The organism is Kitasatospora phosalacinea (assembly GCF_030268885.1).
In the GTDB taxonomy this organism is placed as follows: Bacteria; Actinomycetota; Actinomycetes; order Streptomycetales; family Streptomycetaceae; genus Kitasatospora; species Kitasatospora phosalacinea_C.
In genome coordinates, this window is record NZ_BSSA01000023.1 from 60,138 (window position 1) to 75,476 (window position 15,339).

Consider the following 15,339-nt stretch of genomic DNA (forward strand, 5'->3'; position numbering starts at 1 on the left):
TCTCGTGGGGGTGAAGAGGCAGGCTGCGCTGCTTACTTCACGCCGAGATTTAACGTCTGAGAAAAGTAGACGTCAAGAGGCGTGACGGCGTAGATTCTGCAACGAAGAAGGGAAACCGATGACACCCCGAGGCAAGCAGACCGTGCGTGACCTGCGCCGGAGCAGCCGCTCCACGCTCCTGCGGCACCTGTACTTCCACGGTCCGCTGAGCCGCCAGGAGCTGGGCACCGCGACCGGACTGAGCGCCGGATCGGTCAGCAACGTCACGGGCGAGTTGCTCACCGACGGGCTGATCGAGGAGTGCGGGTCCGTCGACTCCGACGGGGGACGCCCGCGCATCCTGCTGCGCGTCACCCCCGGCCAGGCCCACCTGGTCGGCATCGACATCGGCGAGACCCAGGTCCGGGTCACCCTGTTCGACCTCGCGCTGACCGAACTCGCCTCCGCCGACCAGCCGTTGCTCGCCGCGCACGACCCCGAGCGGGTGGTCCGGATGATCGCCGGCGGCCTCGACCAGGTGCTCGCCGCCGCGGGCGTCCCCGCCGAGAACGTCCTCGGCATCGGGATAGGAGTGCCCGGCATCGTCGAGCAGGGCACCGGCGCCGACCCGGGCGCCGGCACCGTCGTGCACGGCCAGACCTTCGGCTGGGACGCCGTCCCGTTCGGCCGGATGCTGCGCGAGCACACCCCGCTGCCGCTGTACGTCGACAACGGCGCCAAGACCCTCGGCCAGGCCGAGATGTGGTTCGGCGCCGGGCGCGGCAGCCGGCACGCCGTGGTCGCCCTGTTCGGCTCCGGCGTCGGCGCCTGCGTGATCGCCGACGGCGTCCGCTTCCGCGGCGCCACCAGCTCGGCCGGCGAGTGGGGCCACACCAAGGTGCACGTCGGCGGCCGCCCCTGCCGCTGCGGCTCCCGCGGCTGCCTGGAGGCGTACGTCGGGGCCGAGGCCCTGGTCGAGCGCTGGGACGGCACCGTGCCCGGCACCAGCGAGAAGGCCGGCCTGGCCGCACTGCTGCGCGCCGCCGAGGAGGGACGGCCCAGCGCCGTCGCCCTGCTCGACGAGGCCGCCGAACTGCTCGGCGCCTCCATCGCCGACCTGGTCAACCTGTTCAACCCCGAGCGGATCGTCATCGGCGGCTGGGCGGGCCTGCTGCTCGGTCCCCGCCTGCTCCCCGCGATCGGCGAGGCCGCGACCCGCTACGCCCTCGCCTACCCCCGCTCCCGCACCACCATCACCCTCTCCGACCTCGGGCCCGACGCGGTGACCCTCGGCGCCGCGACGCTGCCGCTGACCCACTTCCTGGACAGCGGCGGCGAGATGCCCGACCACCTCGCGGCGGTCGCCGCCGTCTGACCCGCCCCGCCCCCAGACGCCGTCCCGCCCGCGCCCCGTCCCGCTCAAGACGGCGCGGGCGGGACGGTCCGTTTCCGGGCCCCGGACGCCCGCTCCCCCGGCTGGACGGTTTATGCCGCGGCATGAAACGACCACCTCCGAGTCGTTCGCGCACTGAGCGGACTGGTCGAAGATGGGAGCATGTACCTCATTCATGCGCGCATTCGGATACCGGACGGCGGCGGAGTTCCGCCCGGTCTCGCGGAAATGGTCCGCTCCCACGCCGTCGAGGGCGACGCGTTGGAGCACGTGAGCGTTCATCCGGACGTCCCCGGCGAGGTCACCGTCGGGGTGTTCAGCCTGGCGTCCGGTCTGGCCGAGGCCGAGTCGCTGGCTGCCGCACTGCTGGCACGGGTGGTGGCGACGGAGCCCGAACTGGCCGGCTTCACCGTGCTGTCCGTGGGCGTGGCACCGGTGCCCGGGCCCTGGTGGGGCTTCGAGTGAGGCCGGCGTGGACGGCTTAGGTCAGTGCATGTTCCGTCCAGCCGTCGGCTGTTCCCTCCGGAGCGCGAGGGGCGCACAGTAGTGGTGTCGGCAGGGGCGAGCGCCCCGGCCGGGAAGTCCCGGAGGGATTTCCCGGGAGAACCCACCACACTTTCGAGGAGAATTCCGTGCTGGTCACCCGTGTCTCCAAGTTCGTGATTTCGCTGGCCGTCGCCGCCGCCGCACTGACCGTTTCCGCGGGCTCGGTGGAATTCTCCGGAAACGTCGCGGACGGCGCCGGGACCGTGCAGGTCGACCCGACCGCCCTCCCGCTCCCGACCGTGACCCCGCACCCGGCCGCCTCCCCGCAGGGCGACGTCACCTGGGGCGGCTGAGCCCCGCCCGCACGACGAGCACGACCCATAGGACCTGATCGCGTTCACGGGGGTGAAGGACGATGGAATTCCTGGTACTGGGTGCCCTGGAGGCCCGCCAGAGCGGTGTCCCCGTGGACGTCCGGGGCCTGCGGCAGCAGCGGCTGCTGGCACTGCTGCTGCTGAACGTCGGCCGGGTGGTGTCGATGGACTTCCTGGTAGACGAGCTCTGGGAGGACCCGCCGCCCTCGGCCCGGCCCCAGGTGCACAACGCGATCCGGGACCTGAGACGCGTCCTGGCCGCCGGCGAGCACCGGCTGGTCACGGCGGACGTCGGCTACCGGCTGGCCGCGCCGGAGGACGCGGTGGACGCCAACCGGTTCACCCGCAAGGTCCGGGAGGCCCGGGCCGCGGAGCGGGACGGACGGCCCGCGGAGGCGATCCGGCTGCTCCAGTCGGCGGTCGACCTGTGGCGCGGCGAGGCCTTCGCCGGCCTCCACTGCCCGGCGGTGACCAGCGCCGCCGTGAAGCTGAACGAGCAGCGGCTGACCGCCGTCGAGGACCTGATGGCGCTGCGCCTGAAGGCCGGTGAGACCTCCTCCCTGGTCGGCGAGTTGACCGCGCTGCTGGCCGAGTACCCGCTGCGCGACTCGCTGCGGCGGAGCCTGATGACCGCGCTGTGCCGCAGCGGCCGACAGGCCGACGCGCTGGCGGTGTACGACGAGGGCCGGCGCTTCCTGGCCGACGAGCTGGGCCTGGAGCCGAGCCCGGGCCTGCGCGCCCTGCAGGCCGAGATCCTGGCCGACGGCCCCGGCGTGCACGGCGCGGGACCGACCGGCACCGCCCCCGGACTCCCGCCCGCGGTGCGGGAGTCGGCCGGGCGGCCGAACTGCCTGCCGCACGACCTGACGGACTTCACCGGCCGGAGCGCCGAGTGCGCGCTGCTGCTGGAGGCCGTCGAGCGGCGGGCGCCGGGCGCGCCGCTGATGCTGACGATCGACGGCATGGGCGGCGTCGGCAAGACCACCCTGGCGGTGCGGATCGCGCACCGGCTGACCGACCGCTTCCCGGACGGGCAGTTCTTCGTCGCGCTGGACGGCTTCGACGAGTCGCGGCCGCCGGTGCCGCCGCTCCAGGCGCTGGCCGCGCTGCTGCGTGCGGACGGGCTGCGGTCGGAGGAGATCCCGGCCTCGCTGGAGGAGCGCGGCGCGCTGTGGCGCTCCCGGCTGGCCGGGCGGCGCTGCCTGCTGGTGCTGGACGACGCGGCGGACAGCGCGCAGGTCCGTCCGCTGCTGCCCGGCGCCGGGGAGACCCTGGTGCTGGTCACCAGCCGCCGCAAGCTGGGCGCCCTGGACGGCTCGGTGGCCCTCCCGCTGGACGTGCTGCCGCCGTCCGACGCGGTGGAGCTGCTGGCCCGGGTGGCCGGCCGGGCCCAGGTGGCCCGGGAGCCGGACGCGGCCGCCGAGGCCGTCGCGCTCTGCGGCCACCTGCCGCTGGCGGTGCGGATCGCCGCGACCAAGCTGCGCGACCGCCCGGCCTGGACGGTCGCCGAGCTGGCCGCCCGGCTGGCCGACCCGGCCCGGCGGGCGCACTGCCTGCGCACCCCCGACCGGGACCTGATGGCGCTGCTGCGCGCCTCCTACCAGTACCTGGACCGCTCGCAGCGGCGCTTCTCCCGGCTGATGAGCCGGCAGGAGGCGGAAAGTTTCGACGCCCGCCGGGCCGCCGCGGTCACCGGCCTGAGCCCGGACGAGGCCGAGGGGGTGCTGGACGTGCTGTTCGAGCACAACCTGGTCCGGCAGGAGGCGTCGGCGCTGTTCTCCTTCCACCGCCTGCTCCGTGACTGCTCGTCGGCCCTTCCGGAACCCGCGGCCGAAGCCTTCCCGGAGCCGTTCCCCGAGGTGACCGGACCGGTCGGCCGACTGCGGGTGCCCGCCGCGGTGTGACCCCGTGCTCCCGTCAACCGCCCGTCCGTCGTCCGGTCGCCCTTCCGGAAGGTCACGGTAGGTACACGGTTGCCCTGGATCAGTAAGCTCTGGCCCCGAGCACACGTTACTGGCGCTGATCGCAACGGGGAACGATTCATGCTGGAAACACTGGGACTCGACGCCGAAGCCGAATCCATCTACCGGAGGATGCTGGCCGAACCGCAGTCCGGGGTCCTCGCCCTGGCCCTCGGCCTGGGCATCAGCGAGGACCGGGTCCGCCGCGGACTCGACCGGCTGAGCCAACTGGCCCTGGTCCAACCGTCCGCCCGGGAGGGCATAGGGTTCCGGGCGGTCGGCCCGGAGACCGCGATGGAGATGCTGCTGGCCCGGCAGCAGGCCGAACTCGCCGCCCAGCAACTGCGGGTGGAGGCCTCCCGGGCCGCGGCCGCCCAACTCATCGCGGAGTGCTCGGCGTTCCGGTCGACCGCGACCGACGCGGCCTCCGAGCAGCTGAGCGGGCCGGAGGCGATCCGCGAGCGGCTGGCCGTCCTGGCCGGCTCGGTCCGCCACGAGGTGGCGACCTTCGCCCCCGGCGGCGCGCACTCCGAGGAGGACCTGCGGGCCAGCCGGACGCCGAACGCCGCCCTGCTGGAGCGCGGGGTGCAGATGCGCACCGTCTACCTGGACAGCGTCCGCAACCACCGGCCCACCCTGGACCACGTGACCTGGCTGAACCAGCACGGAGGCCAGGTCCGGACGGCGCCGGAACTCCCCATCCGCATGATCATCTTCGACCGGCGGCAGGCCGTCCTCCCGATCGACACCGAGGACGCCCGGGCCGGCGCGGTGGTGCTGCGCGGCGCGGGCACGGTCGCCGCGCTGTGCGCCCTGTTCGAGAGCGTGTGGGACAACGCGATCCCGATCGGCGACGTCCCCAGGTGCGGCGCGGACGAGATGCCGCCGCAGGAGCTCGCCGTCCTGAAGATGCTCGCCCAGGGCCACACCGACGAGGCCATCGCCAAACGGATGGGCGTCTCGCCGCGCACCGCCCGCCGGTTCGCCGCCAACCTGATGGAACGCCTGGACGCCCGCAGCCGCTTCGAGGCCGGGGTGCACGCCGTCCAGGACGGCTGGCTCCCCGCCACGCGCTGACCGCGGGCGCCCCCGCCGACGCACCGTCAGACTGCCCGCGCCGCCTGGCGCTTCTCCCGGAGATCGGCCAGGAGCAGCGCCAGCGCGGGCAGCAGCGTCACCCCGTACACCCCCAGCAGCCACCCGAAGGAGTGCGCGAACGCCGCCGGCACCATGCCGTGGTGCGCCTTCGCCGAGTCGGTCAGCACCACCGTGACCACCGCGACGGCCAGCGCGCCGCCGATCCGCTGGGTCAGGTTGAGCTGCGAGGAGGCGTCCGGGATCGACTGCTGCCGGATCGACTGGAACGCCCGGGTCATCGTCGGGACGATGGTCAGCCCGGTGCCCAGGCCGCGCACCACCAGGCTCGCGCAGATCAGCGGGTACGCGGTGGTGCCGGTCAGGCCGGTCATCGGGACGGTCGCCAGCATGGTCAGGCCGATGCCGATCAGCACCGTCGCGCCGCCGCCGATCCGGCGCAGCAGCACCCGGGACAGCCAGGCCGCCGTCACCACGCCCAGACCGCCGGTCGACATCAGCAGGCCGGTGGCCACCGCCGTCTCGCCGCGGGCGTCCTCGAAGTACAGCGGGATCAGCATCATCGGCGAGTACAGCACGAAGCCCAGGCAGAAGACGTTCACCACCGCGGCCGCGTACACCGGGATCCGGAACAGCCGCAGGTCCAGCAGCGGCGCCTTCGCCCGCAGTTCGCGCACCACGAAGACCACCGCGCCCAGCACCGCCAGGCCCAGCGGCACCAGCAGCGCCGCCCCGGTCCGCGCCCCGTGCTCGGCGTACTCGTGGATCGCCAGCACCGTCGAGACCGTCGCCGTCGCCGAGGACACCAGGCCCAGCACGTCCAGCGGCCGCGCCCCGCCCTCCGGCGGCGCGTCCCGGCGCACCCAGCGCAGCGCCGCCGCCAGCAGCACCGCGCAGAACGGCACGTTCACCACGTACACCGCCGACCAGCCGCCCCAGTCCACCAGCAGGCCGCCGATGGTCGGGCCCAGCAGCGGGCCGATCAGCATCACCGAGCCGTTCAGCGCCTGCACCCGGCCCAGGTGCTCGCGCGGCACCCCCCGGGTCAGCAGGATCGTCGACACCGGTGTCAGCACGCCCGCCGCCGCACCCGACAGGCCGCGCGCCGCGACCAGCTGGTCCAGCGACTGCGCGGCCGCGCAGCCCGCCGACCCCAGCGCGAACAGCGTGACCGCCGCGACGAACACCCGCTTCGTCCCGAACCGGGTCGCCAGCCAGCCGGTCGCCGGCATCACCGCCGCCAGCGCCAGCAGGTACGCCGTCACCACCCACTGCACCTGGTCGAGGCCGCCGAACCGGGCGGTGGTCTCCTGCATCGAGACGTTCACGATCGTGGTGTCCAGCAGCGCGACGAAACCGCCGGCCATCGCGATGACCATCGTGAGCAGTGCGGCCTTCGACGGCGCCTCGGCGGGCGCCGGGGCCGCCTGCTCGGGGGCCGGCGTCCCGGCCGCGGGCGCCGCGGTCGCGGCGGGGCGCTCCTCGACCGCGACGGGCGCCGCGGCGGCGGGCTCGGACGCCTTCGCGGTGGACGCGGGCTCGGAAACGGGCTTGGAGGCGGACTTCGGGGCGGGCTTGGACGCGGGCTTGGGCCTGGACGCGTCGGCGGTGGGCTTCGGGACGGGCTTGCGGGCCGGCCCCGGCTTGCGGCGGGCCTTGCCCTTGGCCGCGTTCACCGTGGTGCGGGCAGGTGTGGTGGGCATCTTCGCAGGTCCTTCGTCAGCGGGGAGGAGGGGATCGGGGCCGGGCCGGGGTCAGTCGGCCGCGAGCAGGGCGCGCTCGACCTCGTCCAGCACGGCCTCGGCGGCCGGGCGGGCGTCGGGGCGGTTGCGGCAGGACAGGGTGAGCTCGGTGCGGTCGTCGATCTGGCAGGTGCTCAGGAACATCTCGGCGTACGGGACGAGCATCGGCAGCGTGTGGTAGCCGGTGGGGCGGAAGTCCGCGGTGCGGTACAGCCCGGTGTCGATCCGGCCGTGGTCGGTGAGGATCGCGGTGCACGGGAAGCGGCTGCCGTCCAGCTCCCGGGCCTCGCGCAGCGAGTTCGCGAACGGGTTTTCGCGCAGGAAGTCCCTTGCCAGAGCTGCGACTTCGCGCTTGCGGAGCATCGCGGCGAGCAGCTGGCTGTGCAGCCGGTTCCAGCGGTCCTCGCGGTGCAGGTCGAGCACCAGCTGGGAGGTCAGGTTGGCGGTGGAGCGCACCTCGCGGTCGTGCCGGCGCAGGTCCACCGGGATGATCAGTCGCCCTCCCTCGGCCGCCAGCAGCCGGGAGACCGCGGCCCCCACCCGGGCGGTCACCGCGGTCGGTGCCGCCGCGACCGAGCGGCGCAGCCACAGCGCGCCGCCGTCCGCCGGGCCCTGCCCGAGGATCGCCGGGAACCCGGCCACCCGGGCCGGTACGGGCGCGGCCGGGACGGGGGCGGCGGCGGCCCGGAAGTGCGTGTCGTCCACGGTGGAGTCCGCCCCGAGCAGCGGCTCGCCGCGCAGCGCGCGGAACAGGTCCTCGATCCAGTACCGCAGCCCCCGGCCGTCGGTGACGATGTGGCTGGCCCGCACCACCAGCCGGGTCACCGGCCCGTTCGCCAGGCCGAGTTCGCACACCGGGCCGGTCACCACGTCCAGGTCGCGGTGGAAGAACGGGTGCGCGTACCCGGCCTCGGCGGGCAGTTCGGTGATCGGCGGCAGCGCACCCTCGGCCCGCCAGTTCGCGCCCTTGCGGCGCACCGCGAGACCGGGGTTGGCGGCGGTCGACCGCCGTACGGCGTCGGCGAGTTCGGCCGGGTCGATCCGGCCCTCCCCCTCGATCACCATCTGGATCAGCTGCGGGGTGCCGGTGGCGTTGGCGTTCAGGTAGCCGCGCTCGATCTGGGAGATCCGCCGGGTGTACGCCTTCCCCGGGGCGGTGGTGACGGTGGCGGTGGCGGTCATGCGACGGACTCCAGGGACGGGGTGGACAGGGGGACGGCCGGGGCGGCCGGGTCCGGCCGCCACCACCAGCGGACGTGGGCGGGGGCGTCGGTGGCCAGGGCGAGCTGGAGGCCGTCGCCGAGGTCGGCGGAGCGGACCAGGTAGCCGACGTTGGTGGGTCGCCAGCCGGGCCGCCAGTCCGGGAGGCGGACGCCGGCGAAGGTCTCCTTGCGGAGGTGCGAGGCCTTGATCAGCGCCTCGCACTCGGCGAAGTCCCGCATGGTGGCGGGTTCGCCGTCCGGGCGGCCGAGCAGCGCGCCCAGCCACTGCATCGCGAACGGCCGGTCCCGGTGGTCCTGCAGGTCCACCCCGACGCTCTGCCCGGCCACCAGCGCCACCGTCGAGTACCCGGCGCAGTGCGCGACCGAGGCGGTCAGGCCCAACTCCGGTACGCTCCAACGCCGGTGCTCGTCCCGGGCCAGCGCGCGGGGCGGGATCCGGACCCCGTGCAGTCCGGCCACCGCCTCGGCGATCAGCCACCGCCCGGCGTCGTTCAGCCGGTTGCCCATCCGGTCCCGGGGCAGCTGCGGGTGCCGGGTGACCAGGCAGTCGACGACCGCCTCCGGCTCCGACCCCGCCCCCGGCGCCACGGCCGTCCGGGGAGCGGGCCGCTCGGGACCGCCGCCGGGCCGTCCCGCCGTCCCGCCGCCCACCAGCCGGACGGTCAGCCGCCGGGCCGCGAGGCACGCCGCGGCCAGCCGGCCGCCGGCCCCGCCGGGACCTGCGGGGGTCGTCGGCAGGTCGGGGTCCGTCCCCGGGCCACCGGGCGGAGCGGGTCGGCCCGCGGGGTTCCCGGCGCCGGCCGGAGTCGTCGGGAGTCCGGGCGCCGCCGAGGAACCACCGCGCGGAGCAGGACGCCCGGCGCCCGCAGGAGCCGTCGGCAGGAGGGGTCCTGCCGACGTCCTGGCGCCCGAAACGAGGTGCCCCGCAGGAACCCTCGCGTCGGCCGGGGCCGCCGGGAGGCCGGGCCCCGTCGACGTCCCTCCGAGCGGGGCGGGTCGCCCCGTCAGGCCCGCCGCGTGCTGGAGCGGGCCGAGGCTGAGCGACCAGCTGGCCGTCAGGGCGGTGGAGCCGGTGGCGGTCCGCAGGGTGCCGCTCATCAGGGCCTCGCGTCGAACACCGCGGCGGCGTAGGAGCCGCCGTAGGCGAAGCTGGAGAGGAGCAGGCGGCCGGCCGGGGCGTCGCCGGCGAGGGCGGCGACCAGGCCGAGGGCGCCGGCGGAGCCGTAGGTCTCGCCGAGTTGGGCCTTGGGGGTGCGGGTGGGGCGTCCGGCGAGGCCGGCCAGGGCGAGGGCGCGGCGCTGGGCGAGGTCGACGAGGCGGTAGCCGGAGGCGGCGGAGACCACGGTGTCGATCTGCTCGGGGGTGGTGCCGGCTTCGGCGAGGGCGGCGCGCAGGGCGCGGGCCCAGGCTTCGCCGTCGCGGCCGATCCGGCCGATGCCGACGGACTCGCCGGAGGCCCCGAAGCCGCGGACGTCCGCCAGGACGGTCGCGCCGCGGGCGGCGGCGGAGGCCTCGGACTCGAGCAGGATCGCGGCGGCGCCCTCGGCGAGGACGGTGCCGGTGCCGCCGTCGGGGACGACGTGCGCGGTCCTCGCGTACCCGGGCAGCCGGGCCTGGGTGGCGAGGGCCTGCTCGGGGAACTCGTCGGCGACCACGACCATGATCCGGTCGGCCATGCCGCGGGCGATCACCCGGGCGGCGAGTTGCAGGGCCAGGACGGAGGAGGTGCCGCCGTTGGCGATGGTCGCAGTGTAGCCGCGGTAGCGGTGCAGCATCGCGACGTGTCCGGCGGCGGCGTTGACCACGGTGTTGGCGAACATCGCCGGGTTGGCGCCGGTGATGCCCTGTTCCAGCACGCCCTGGTGGAAGTTGAGCACCGAGGTGACCGGGCCGTAGCCGGTGGCGAAGACGATGCCGGTGCCTTCGGCCTCGGCCCGGGAGGGCTTGCCGTGGCGCTCGTACAGGTCGCCGACGGCACCGGCCGCGAGCACGCCGAGCGGGTCCATCCGGCGGGCCTTGCTGGGGTTGAGGCGCTTGGTGACGGCCTTGACGTCCACCCGGCCGATCGGACGGTCGCCGATGCCGGTGACGTGCTCCAGGGCCTCGAAGCCGACCCGGCCCTCGGCGAGGACGGCGGTCAGTTCGGCGGTGGACCCGGCCGAACCGGCCAGGCCGGCCACGCCGGTGACCACGACGTGCTGGACCGGCCGGGTGTGCCGGGCCGCACGGGCGGGCCGACCGGGCTTGTTGAGGACGACGGTGGCGTTGTTGCCGCCGAACGCGAAGGAGTTGGAGGCGACCACCTCGAGCGGCGCGGGCCGTCCGGTGTCGGGGACGATGTCCAGGCCGAACGGGGAGGCGGTGCCCCGGGTGTTGACGGTCGGCGGGATGACGCCCCGGTCAATGGCGAGGGTGGAGACGATCGCCTCGACCGCGCCGGCCGCGCCCAGGGTGTGGCCGAGCATCGACTTGGTGGAGCTGGCGGGCGGCAGCTCGGTGCCGAACAGCAGCTTGACGGCCTTGGGCTCGGACACGTCGTTCGCGGGGGTGCCGGTGCCGTGCAGGTTGACGTAGTCGACGTCCTCCGGCGCCAGCCCGGCGGTCTTCAGGGCCTGGGCCATCGCAGCGGCGGCGCCCTTGCCGCTGGGGTCGGGGGCGGTCTGGTGGTAGCCGTCGCAGGAGAGGCCGTAGCCGCCGAGTTCGGCGAGCACGGCGGCGCCGCGGGCGGCGGCCCGTTCGGCCGACTCCAGGACCATGAAGCCCGCGCCCTCGCCGAGGGTCAGCCCGGTGGAGGCGGACATCGGCGCGCACGGCTCGGGGTCGAGCGCGCCGAGGGCGGAGAAGCCGTACGCGGAGAGTTCGGCCAGCGGGTCGACGCCGCCGCAGATGACGTGGTCGACCTCGCCCTTCCAGAGCAGTTCGGCCGCGTAGCCCAGTGCCACCGCGCTGGCCGCGCAGGCGTTGGAGAGCACGATGCGCGGGCCGCGCAGGTCGAACTCGGCGGCGATGTAGTCGCCGACGCAGGGGAGTTGGGAGGCGGCGGCGGCCGGGGCGTCCAGTTCGCCGTCCTTGACCAGTCCGCGGTGGACGCTCTCCAGGGTCGGCATCGCGCCGAGGCTGGAGCCGACCACCACGGCGACCCGGTCGCGGTCCACGGTGTCCAGGTCGAGGCCGGAGCTGTGCAGGGCCTCGCGGATCGCGGTGGCGGCCAGCGCGTAGCAGCGGTCGAGGTCGGCGGGCTGCTCGGCGGTGACCATGCCGGCCCAGTCGGTGAGCAGTTCGGTGGTGTCGAAGAGAGTGTTGGTCTTGATCCCGGAGATGCCCTGGGAGATCGCGGTCCAGCTCTTCTCGGCGTCGTCGCCGGCTCCGGTGATCAGGCCGATCCCGGTGAGGGCGATCCGTTCGGTCGTGGTGTCGGTCATCAGTGGATCCGGGTGGTGAGGGAGCGGGCGATGACGCGGGGCTGGGTGACGGTGCGCAGCGGGGTGGCGGCGTCGTCGGCGGCGGCGAGCTCCAGGCCGGGGACCCAGAACGGGGCGTCCAGCAGGGCGACGACCAGCTCCTCGTCGGCGTTGGCGGACGGGGCCTGCCAGACGACGGTGCCGACCTGCTGCCCGCCCGCGGTGACGGCGGTGCCGGGGGCGACGACGGCGCCGGCGGGGGCGACCAGGGCGGTGGTCCTGGCGGTCTCGGCGGTGGGCTTGACCAGGTCGTCGGAGCCCTGGAACTCGCCGATCCGGTTCCAGTCGACCATCCAGGCGAGGTCGGCCTCGTGCACCGGCAGCCCGGCGAAGCCGACCGCGTAGACGGCCATCCCGGCCTCGGCCTGGACCCGGGCCAGGCCCTGCGGGCCGACCTCGGCGCCGCCCTCGGCGGTGACCGCCTCGACGACGGCGGCGTGCGCGGCCTCGGGGGCGTTGGAGAGCAGCAGGTAGCCGTACTCGCCGGTGGTGCCGACCCGGGCGAGGTGGGCGAGCGCGGCCGGCTCGCCGGGGACGGCCGACTCGGTGACGCCGTGCAGGGTCAGGCCGGAGATGTCGAGCTCGACGAACTTCGCCGCGGCGGACCAGGCCTGCGGGCCCTCGAAGGCGCTGGCGCCCCAGCCCTCGGGCTCGACCTCGACGGTGACGTCGGACGGGGCGTCGACGGCGTCCAGGTAGGCGGTCAGCTCCGCGGCGGTGACCGGGGTGCGGGGCAGCAGCCAGGAGTCGTCGCCGATCTCGAAGTGCAGCAGGATCGCGAACGGCGAGCCGTCGGTGTTGAGCGCCAGGGCCTCGCGGACGGTGTCCGGCTCGACGTACTCGCTGGACTTGGCCAGGAACAGGTCGAGGAACTCGTAGCGGTCGCCGCCGGAGATCCGGACCAGCGGGGCGGTGATCCGGTAGGCGCCGATGGTGGTGCGGACGGTGGTGTAGTCGTCCTGCGCGGTGCGGGCGGGGGCGGTGGTCATGGTCTCTCGGTGTCCTTTCGGGGAGTGGTCAGATCGCGGGTGCGGGGTGGACGGACAGCTGCCAGGCGGCCTCGGGGTCGGCCGAGGCGCAGCCGACCAGCAGTCCGGAGGAGGTGGTGCGCAGGACGAGCTCCCGGGTGCCGACGGGGTCGGCGGGGTCGGCGGGAGCGATGTGCAGCCAGTGGCCGCTGCTGAGCCGGACGGAGGCGGCGGCGGCCCAGACCTGTCGGAAGGCGCCGCTCTCCAGTTCGTGCCGGGTGCCGGCCGTGTCGATCACCACGGTGGTGTCCGCCGGGGTGTCGGGGGTGAGCCACAGGACGGTCTCCTCGTCCGCGCCGGGGGCGCGGACGTCGATCCGGACCGGTTCGGCGGTCCGTTCGGGGGCGGTGACCTCCCAGCTGACGCCCTCCTGCGGGGCGGCCAGGCCGAGCGGGTGCTTCTGCTCCCACTCCGTGGCGGCGACGCCCCAGCCGAGGCCGGTGGCGAGGCTGTGCCGGTGGTGTTCGCGGGTGACCCAGGCCCCGGCGCGCCAGCGCGGGTTGCAGCCGAAGGCGCGGGTGCGGGGTGCGGGGCTGCGCAGCACCTTGGTGCCGGCCTCGGTCCAGCCGGTGATCCCGCCGGCCGTCGCCTTGACGGTCACCTTCCGTTGGCCGTCCAGCGGTTGTCCGTGCACTGCGGCGCGGGGAGCGGCCGGTGCGGTGCCGGTGGCGAACTCGGTGCGCAGCCGGGCGGTGCCGTCGGCGTCGGGGACCAGGTGGCGTTCGACCAGGGTGGTGGTGATCAGCCGGACGGGGTGTCCGGCCGGGAGCGCGACCCGGGTGGTGCCGTCGGTCCAGGCGAGCGCGCTGCCCGCCGGGGCGGTCCGGGCGGCGGCGACCACCTCGGAGGTGTCGCGGACGCCGATGCCGGTGCCGATCGGGTGCCGTTCGACGCCGTCGGGGCCGGTCAGGGCGAACTCGCCCTGGCGCAGTCCGACCGTCTGGAAGATCCGGCCGGGCCGGGTGGTGTACGCGAACCGCTGTTCCAGCACGCCCCGGTGGAGCGTGAGGGTGCCGGTGACCAGGTTGCCGCCGGTGCGCTCGGAGACCTCGACGCCGTGCTCGACGGGCCTGACCTCCAGCCTGCGGGCCTGGCCCTCGCGCCAGCCGGCCGAGCGGTCGGCCTCGGCGCTGGGCCAGGTGGAGACGAACACCGGACCGTGGTGGCCCTCGGCGTGCACGGTGAGGGTGCCCTCGGCGGGGTCGAGTTCGGCGGTGAGGCCGTCGTCGCCGAAGCGGTGCGGCCGACCGCCGACCGGCTCCTCGACCTCGTACGGGGCTGCGGCGGTCCGCAGCGGCCGGGTGGCGCCGTCCGGGTCGGTGAGCGTGGCGCCCAGCAGCAGGCCGCGGTCGACGTCGATGTCGGCGGTGAGCGTGAAGCCGCCGAGCACGAGGGCGTAGCCGACCGTCCGGACTCCGTCCACCAGCCGTACGTCGGACTGGAGTTCGCCGTCCCGGCCCCTGGTGACGCTGCCGAAGCTGCTGAGCTTGCCGAGTTCCGCCACGGCCTCGGGGCCGAGGTCGTGGAAGACGCCGCGCAGGATCAGCGGGATGTAGTTGTGCAGTTCGACGTTGCCGTCCTCGCCGGGGACGGTCTCGCCGACCGAGACGCAGCCCACCCGCCGGTAGAGCTTGAAGGCGACGGTGTTGGCCGGGTTGACGGTCAGCCGCAGGACGAGGCAGCCGCAGCGCATCATCCACTCGACGGCCTCGGTGAACAGCCGGCCGGTGATGACGCCGTTGCGGTAGGCCGGGGCGACGAAGAACATGTCGGCGATCAGTTCGCCGGCCCGGGCGGAGCGCCGTCCGGTGCTGTGGAACAGCCCGAACGTGCCCACCACCCGGTCGTCCTCGACGGCCACCAGGAACGTCGCGGTGTCGCGCTCGGCGAGTTCGCGTTCCAGTTCGGCGCCGGTGATCCCGCCCGCCACCGGGTTGGGGTTGTCGCGGTGCCGGTTGTAGAGCTCGGCGATGTCGTGCGCGTCGCCCTCCTGGTAGGGGCGGATCGTGATGGACATGGCACACCTCCTTGTCTGTGCTGGGGCGGGTCCTGCGGGGGGGGCGGCGTCAGCCCTTGCGCTCGGTGGTGACGATCAGCGAGCCTGCGGCGGCGAGTTCGGTGCCGACCGAGGCCCGGACCGAGACCGAGCGCAGGCCGCCGAGCCGCTGGCCGAGCTTGGCCTCCAGGGTGAGCTGGTCGCCGGGGACGACCAGCCGGGAGAACTTCATCGAGCTGATCGAGCCGAGGTAGCCGACGCTCGACGACGGGTCGGCGGGGCCGTCCTGGGTCGGCGGGGCCTCCAGCAGCTCCGCGACGTAGACCACGGCGACCAGCTGGGCCATCGCCTCGACGATCATCACGCCGGGCATGATCGAGTGGTCGGGGTAGTGGCCGGCGAAGAACGGCTCGTTCACCGAGACGCTCTTGACGCCGCGTCCGGAGACGCCGGGGACCACGTCGTAGGCGCGGTCGATCATCAGCATCGGCCAGCGGTGCGGCAGCATCCGCTTGATGTCGTCGGAGGAGTAGGCGAAGGTCTTCGGCTTCTCCCGGACGGCGCCCCCGGCGGGGGCGGCGACGGTGGCGGCGGGGGTCAC

At 74.8% G+C, this 15,339-nt stretch carries 12 protein-coding genes; 5 read left to right on the forward strand and 7 right to left on the reverse strand.

What is annotated here, in order from left to right; genetic code table 11:
- Positions 1-118: 118 nt before the first annotated feature.
- The 5 genes from QSK52_RS27560 to QSK52_RS27580 all read left to right on the forward strand — a co-directional run bounded on the left by QSK52_RS27560 (position 119) and on the right by QSK52_RS27580 (position 5,270).
- Positions 119-1,354 carry an ROK family transcriptional regulator gene (locus tag QSK52_RS27560; protein WP_285738871.1) on the forward strand — a complete coding sequence of 412 codons (1,236 nt, stop codon included), beginning with the start codon at positions 119-121 and terminating at the stop codon, positions 1,352-1,354.
- Between the two features lie 246 nt (positions 1,355-1,600).
- The gene (locus tag QSK52_RS27565) at positions 1,601-1,837 is read left to right on the forward strand and encodes a hypothetical protein (RefSeq protein ID WP_285738872.1); all 237 of its coding nucleotides are present in this window, start codon (positions 1,601-1,603) and stop codon (positions 1,835-1,837) included.
- 167 nt (positions 1,838-2,004) lie between these two features.
- Positions 2,005-2,211, forward strand: coding sequence for a hypothetical protein (locus QSK52_RS27570; RefSeq protein ID WP_285738873.1), 207 nt, complete (start codon positions 2,005-2,007; stop codon positions 2,209-2,211).
- A 62-nt stretch (positions 2,212-2,273) separates the two neighbouring features.
- A complete protein-coding gene (locus QSK52_RS27575; protein ID WP_285738874.1) occupies positions 2,274-4,136 on the forward strand; it encodes an AfsR/SARP family transcriptional regulator in 1,863 nt (620 codons plus the stop codon).
- 138 nt (positions 4,137-4,274) lie between these two features.
- Entirely contained in the window at positions 4,275-5,270 is a 996-nt protein-coding gene (locus QSK52_RS27580) for a helix-turn-helix domain-containing protein (RefSeq protein WP_285738875.1), read from the forward strand.
- Positions 5,271-5,296: 26 nt separating this feature from the next.
- On the opposite strand, the gene QSK52_RS27585 is transcribed toward QSK52_RS27580, so the two are convergent.
- The 7 genes from QSK52_RS27585 to fabZ all read right to left on the reverse strand — a co-directional run bounded on the left by QSK52_RS27585 (position 5,297) and on the right by fabZ (position 15,339).
- Positions 5,297-6,991: a DHA2 family efflux MFS transporter permease subunit gene (locus QSK52_RS27585; RefSeq protein WP_285738876.1), complete on the reverse strand. Its 1,695-nt coding sequence runs from the start codon at positions 6,989-6,991 to the stop codon at positions 5,297-5,299.
- A 51-nt stretch (positions 6,992-7,042) separates the two neighbouring features.
- The gene (locus QSK52_RS27590) at positions 7,043-8,212 is read right to left on the reverse strand and encodes a hypothetical protein (RefSeq protein ID WP_285738877.1); all 1,170 of its coding nucleotides are present in this window, start codon (positions 8,210-8,212) and stop codon (positions 7,043-7,045) included.
- The gene (locus QSK52_RS27595; protein WP_285738878.1) at positions 8,209-8,904 is read right to left on the reverse strand and encodes a hypothetical protein; all 696 of its coding nucleotides are present in this window, start codon (positions 8,902-8,904) and stop codon (positions 8,209-8,211) included. The genes QSK52_RS27590 and QSK52_RS27595 overlap by 4 nt, the downstream gene beginning before the upstream one ends.
- A 446-nt stretch (positions 8,905-9,350) precedes the next feature.
- Positions 9,351-11,675 carry a beta-ketoacyl-[acyl-carrier-protein] synthase family protein gene (locus QSK52_RS27600; RefSeq protein WP_285738879.1) on the reverse strand — a complete coding sequence of 775 codons (2,325 nt, stop codon included), beginning with the start codon at positions 11,673-11,675 and terminating at the stop codon, positions 9,351-9,353.
- Positions 11,675-12,703 (reverse strand): aminomethyl transferase family protein, encoded by a 1,029-nt coding sequence (locus tag QSK52_RS27605; protein WP_285738880.1) that lies wholly within the window; start codon positions 12,701-12,703, stop codon positions 11,675-11,677. The genes QSK52_RS27600 and QSK52_RS27605 overlap by 1 nt, the downstream gene beginning before the upstream one ends.
- 28 nt (positions 12,704-12,731) lie before the next feature.
- Positions 12,732-14,759, reverse strand: a complete 2,028-nt coding sequence (locus QSK52_RS27610; RefSeq protein WP_285738881.1) for a GNAT family N-acetyltransferase — start codon at positions 14,757-14,759, stop codon at positions 12,732-12,734.
- Positions 14,760-14,808: 49 nt separating this feature from the next.
- Complete coding sequence (fabZ, locus tag QSK52_RS27615; protein ID WP_285738882.1) at positions 14,809-15,339, reverse strand: 3-hydroxyacyl-ACP dehydratase FabZ; 531 nt, start codon at positions 15,337-15,339, stop codon at positions 14,809-14,811.

Coding starts and splice junctions, on each gene's coding strand:
- QSK52_RS27560 (WP_285738871.1), top strand. CDS start 119: ATGACACCCCGAGGCAAGCAGACCGTGCGTGACCTGCGCCGGAGCAGC.
- QSK52_RS27565 (WP_285738872.1), top strand. CDS start 1,601: ATGGTCCGCTCCCACGCCGTCGAGGGCGACGCGTTGGAGCACGTGAGC.
- QSK52_RS27575 (WP_285738874.1), top strand. CDS start 2,274: ATGGAATTCCTGGTACTGGGTGCCCTGGAGGCCCGCCAGAGCGGTGTC.
- QSK52_RS27580 (WP_285738875.1), top strand. CDS start 4,275: ATGCTGGAAACACTGGGACTCGACGCCGAAGCCGAATCCATCTACCGG.
- QSK52_RS27585 (WP_285738876.1), bottom strand. CDS start 6,991: ATGCCCACCACACCTGCCCGCACCACGGTGAACGCGGCCAAGGGCAAG.
- QSK52_RS27590 (WP_285738877.1), bottom strand. CDS start 8,212: ATGACCGCCACCGCCACCGTCACCACCGCCCCGGGGAAGGCGTACACC.
- QSK52_RS27600 (WP_285738879.1), bottom strand. CDS start 11,675: ATGACCGACACCACGACCGAACGGATCGCCCTCACCGGGATCGGCCTG.
- QSK52_RS27605 (WP_285738880.1), bottom strand. CDS start 12,703: ATGACCACCGCCCCCGCCCGCACCGCGCAGGACGACTACACCACCGTC.
- QSK52_RS27610 (WP_285738881.1), bottom strand. CDS start 14,759: ATGTCCATCACGATCCGCCCCTACCAGGAGGGCGACGCGCACGACATC.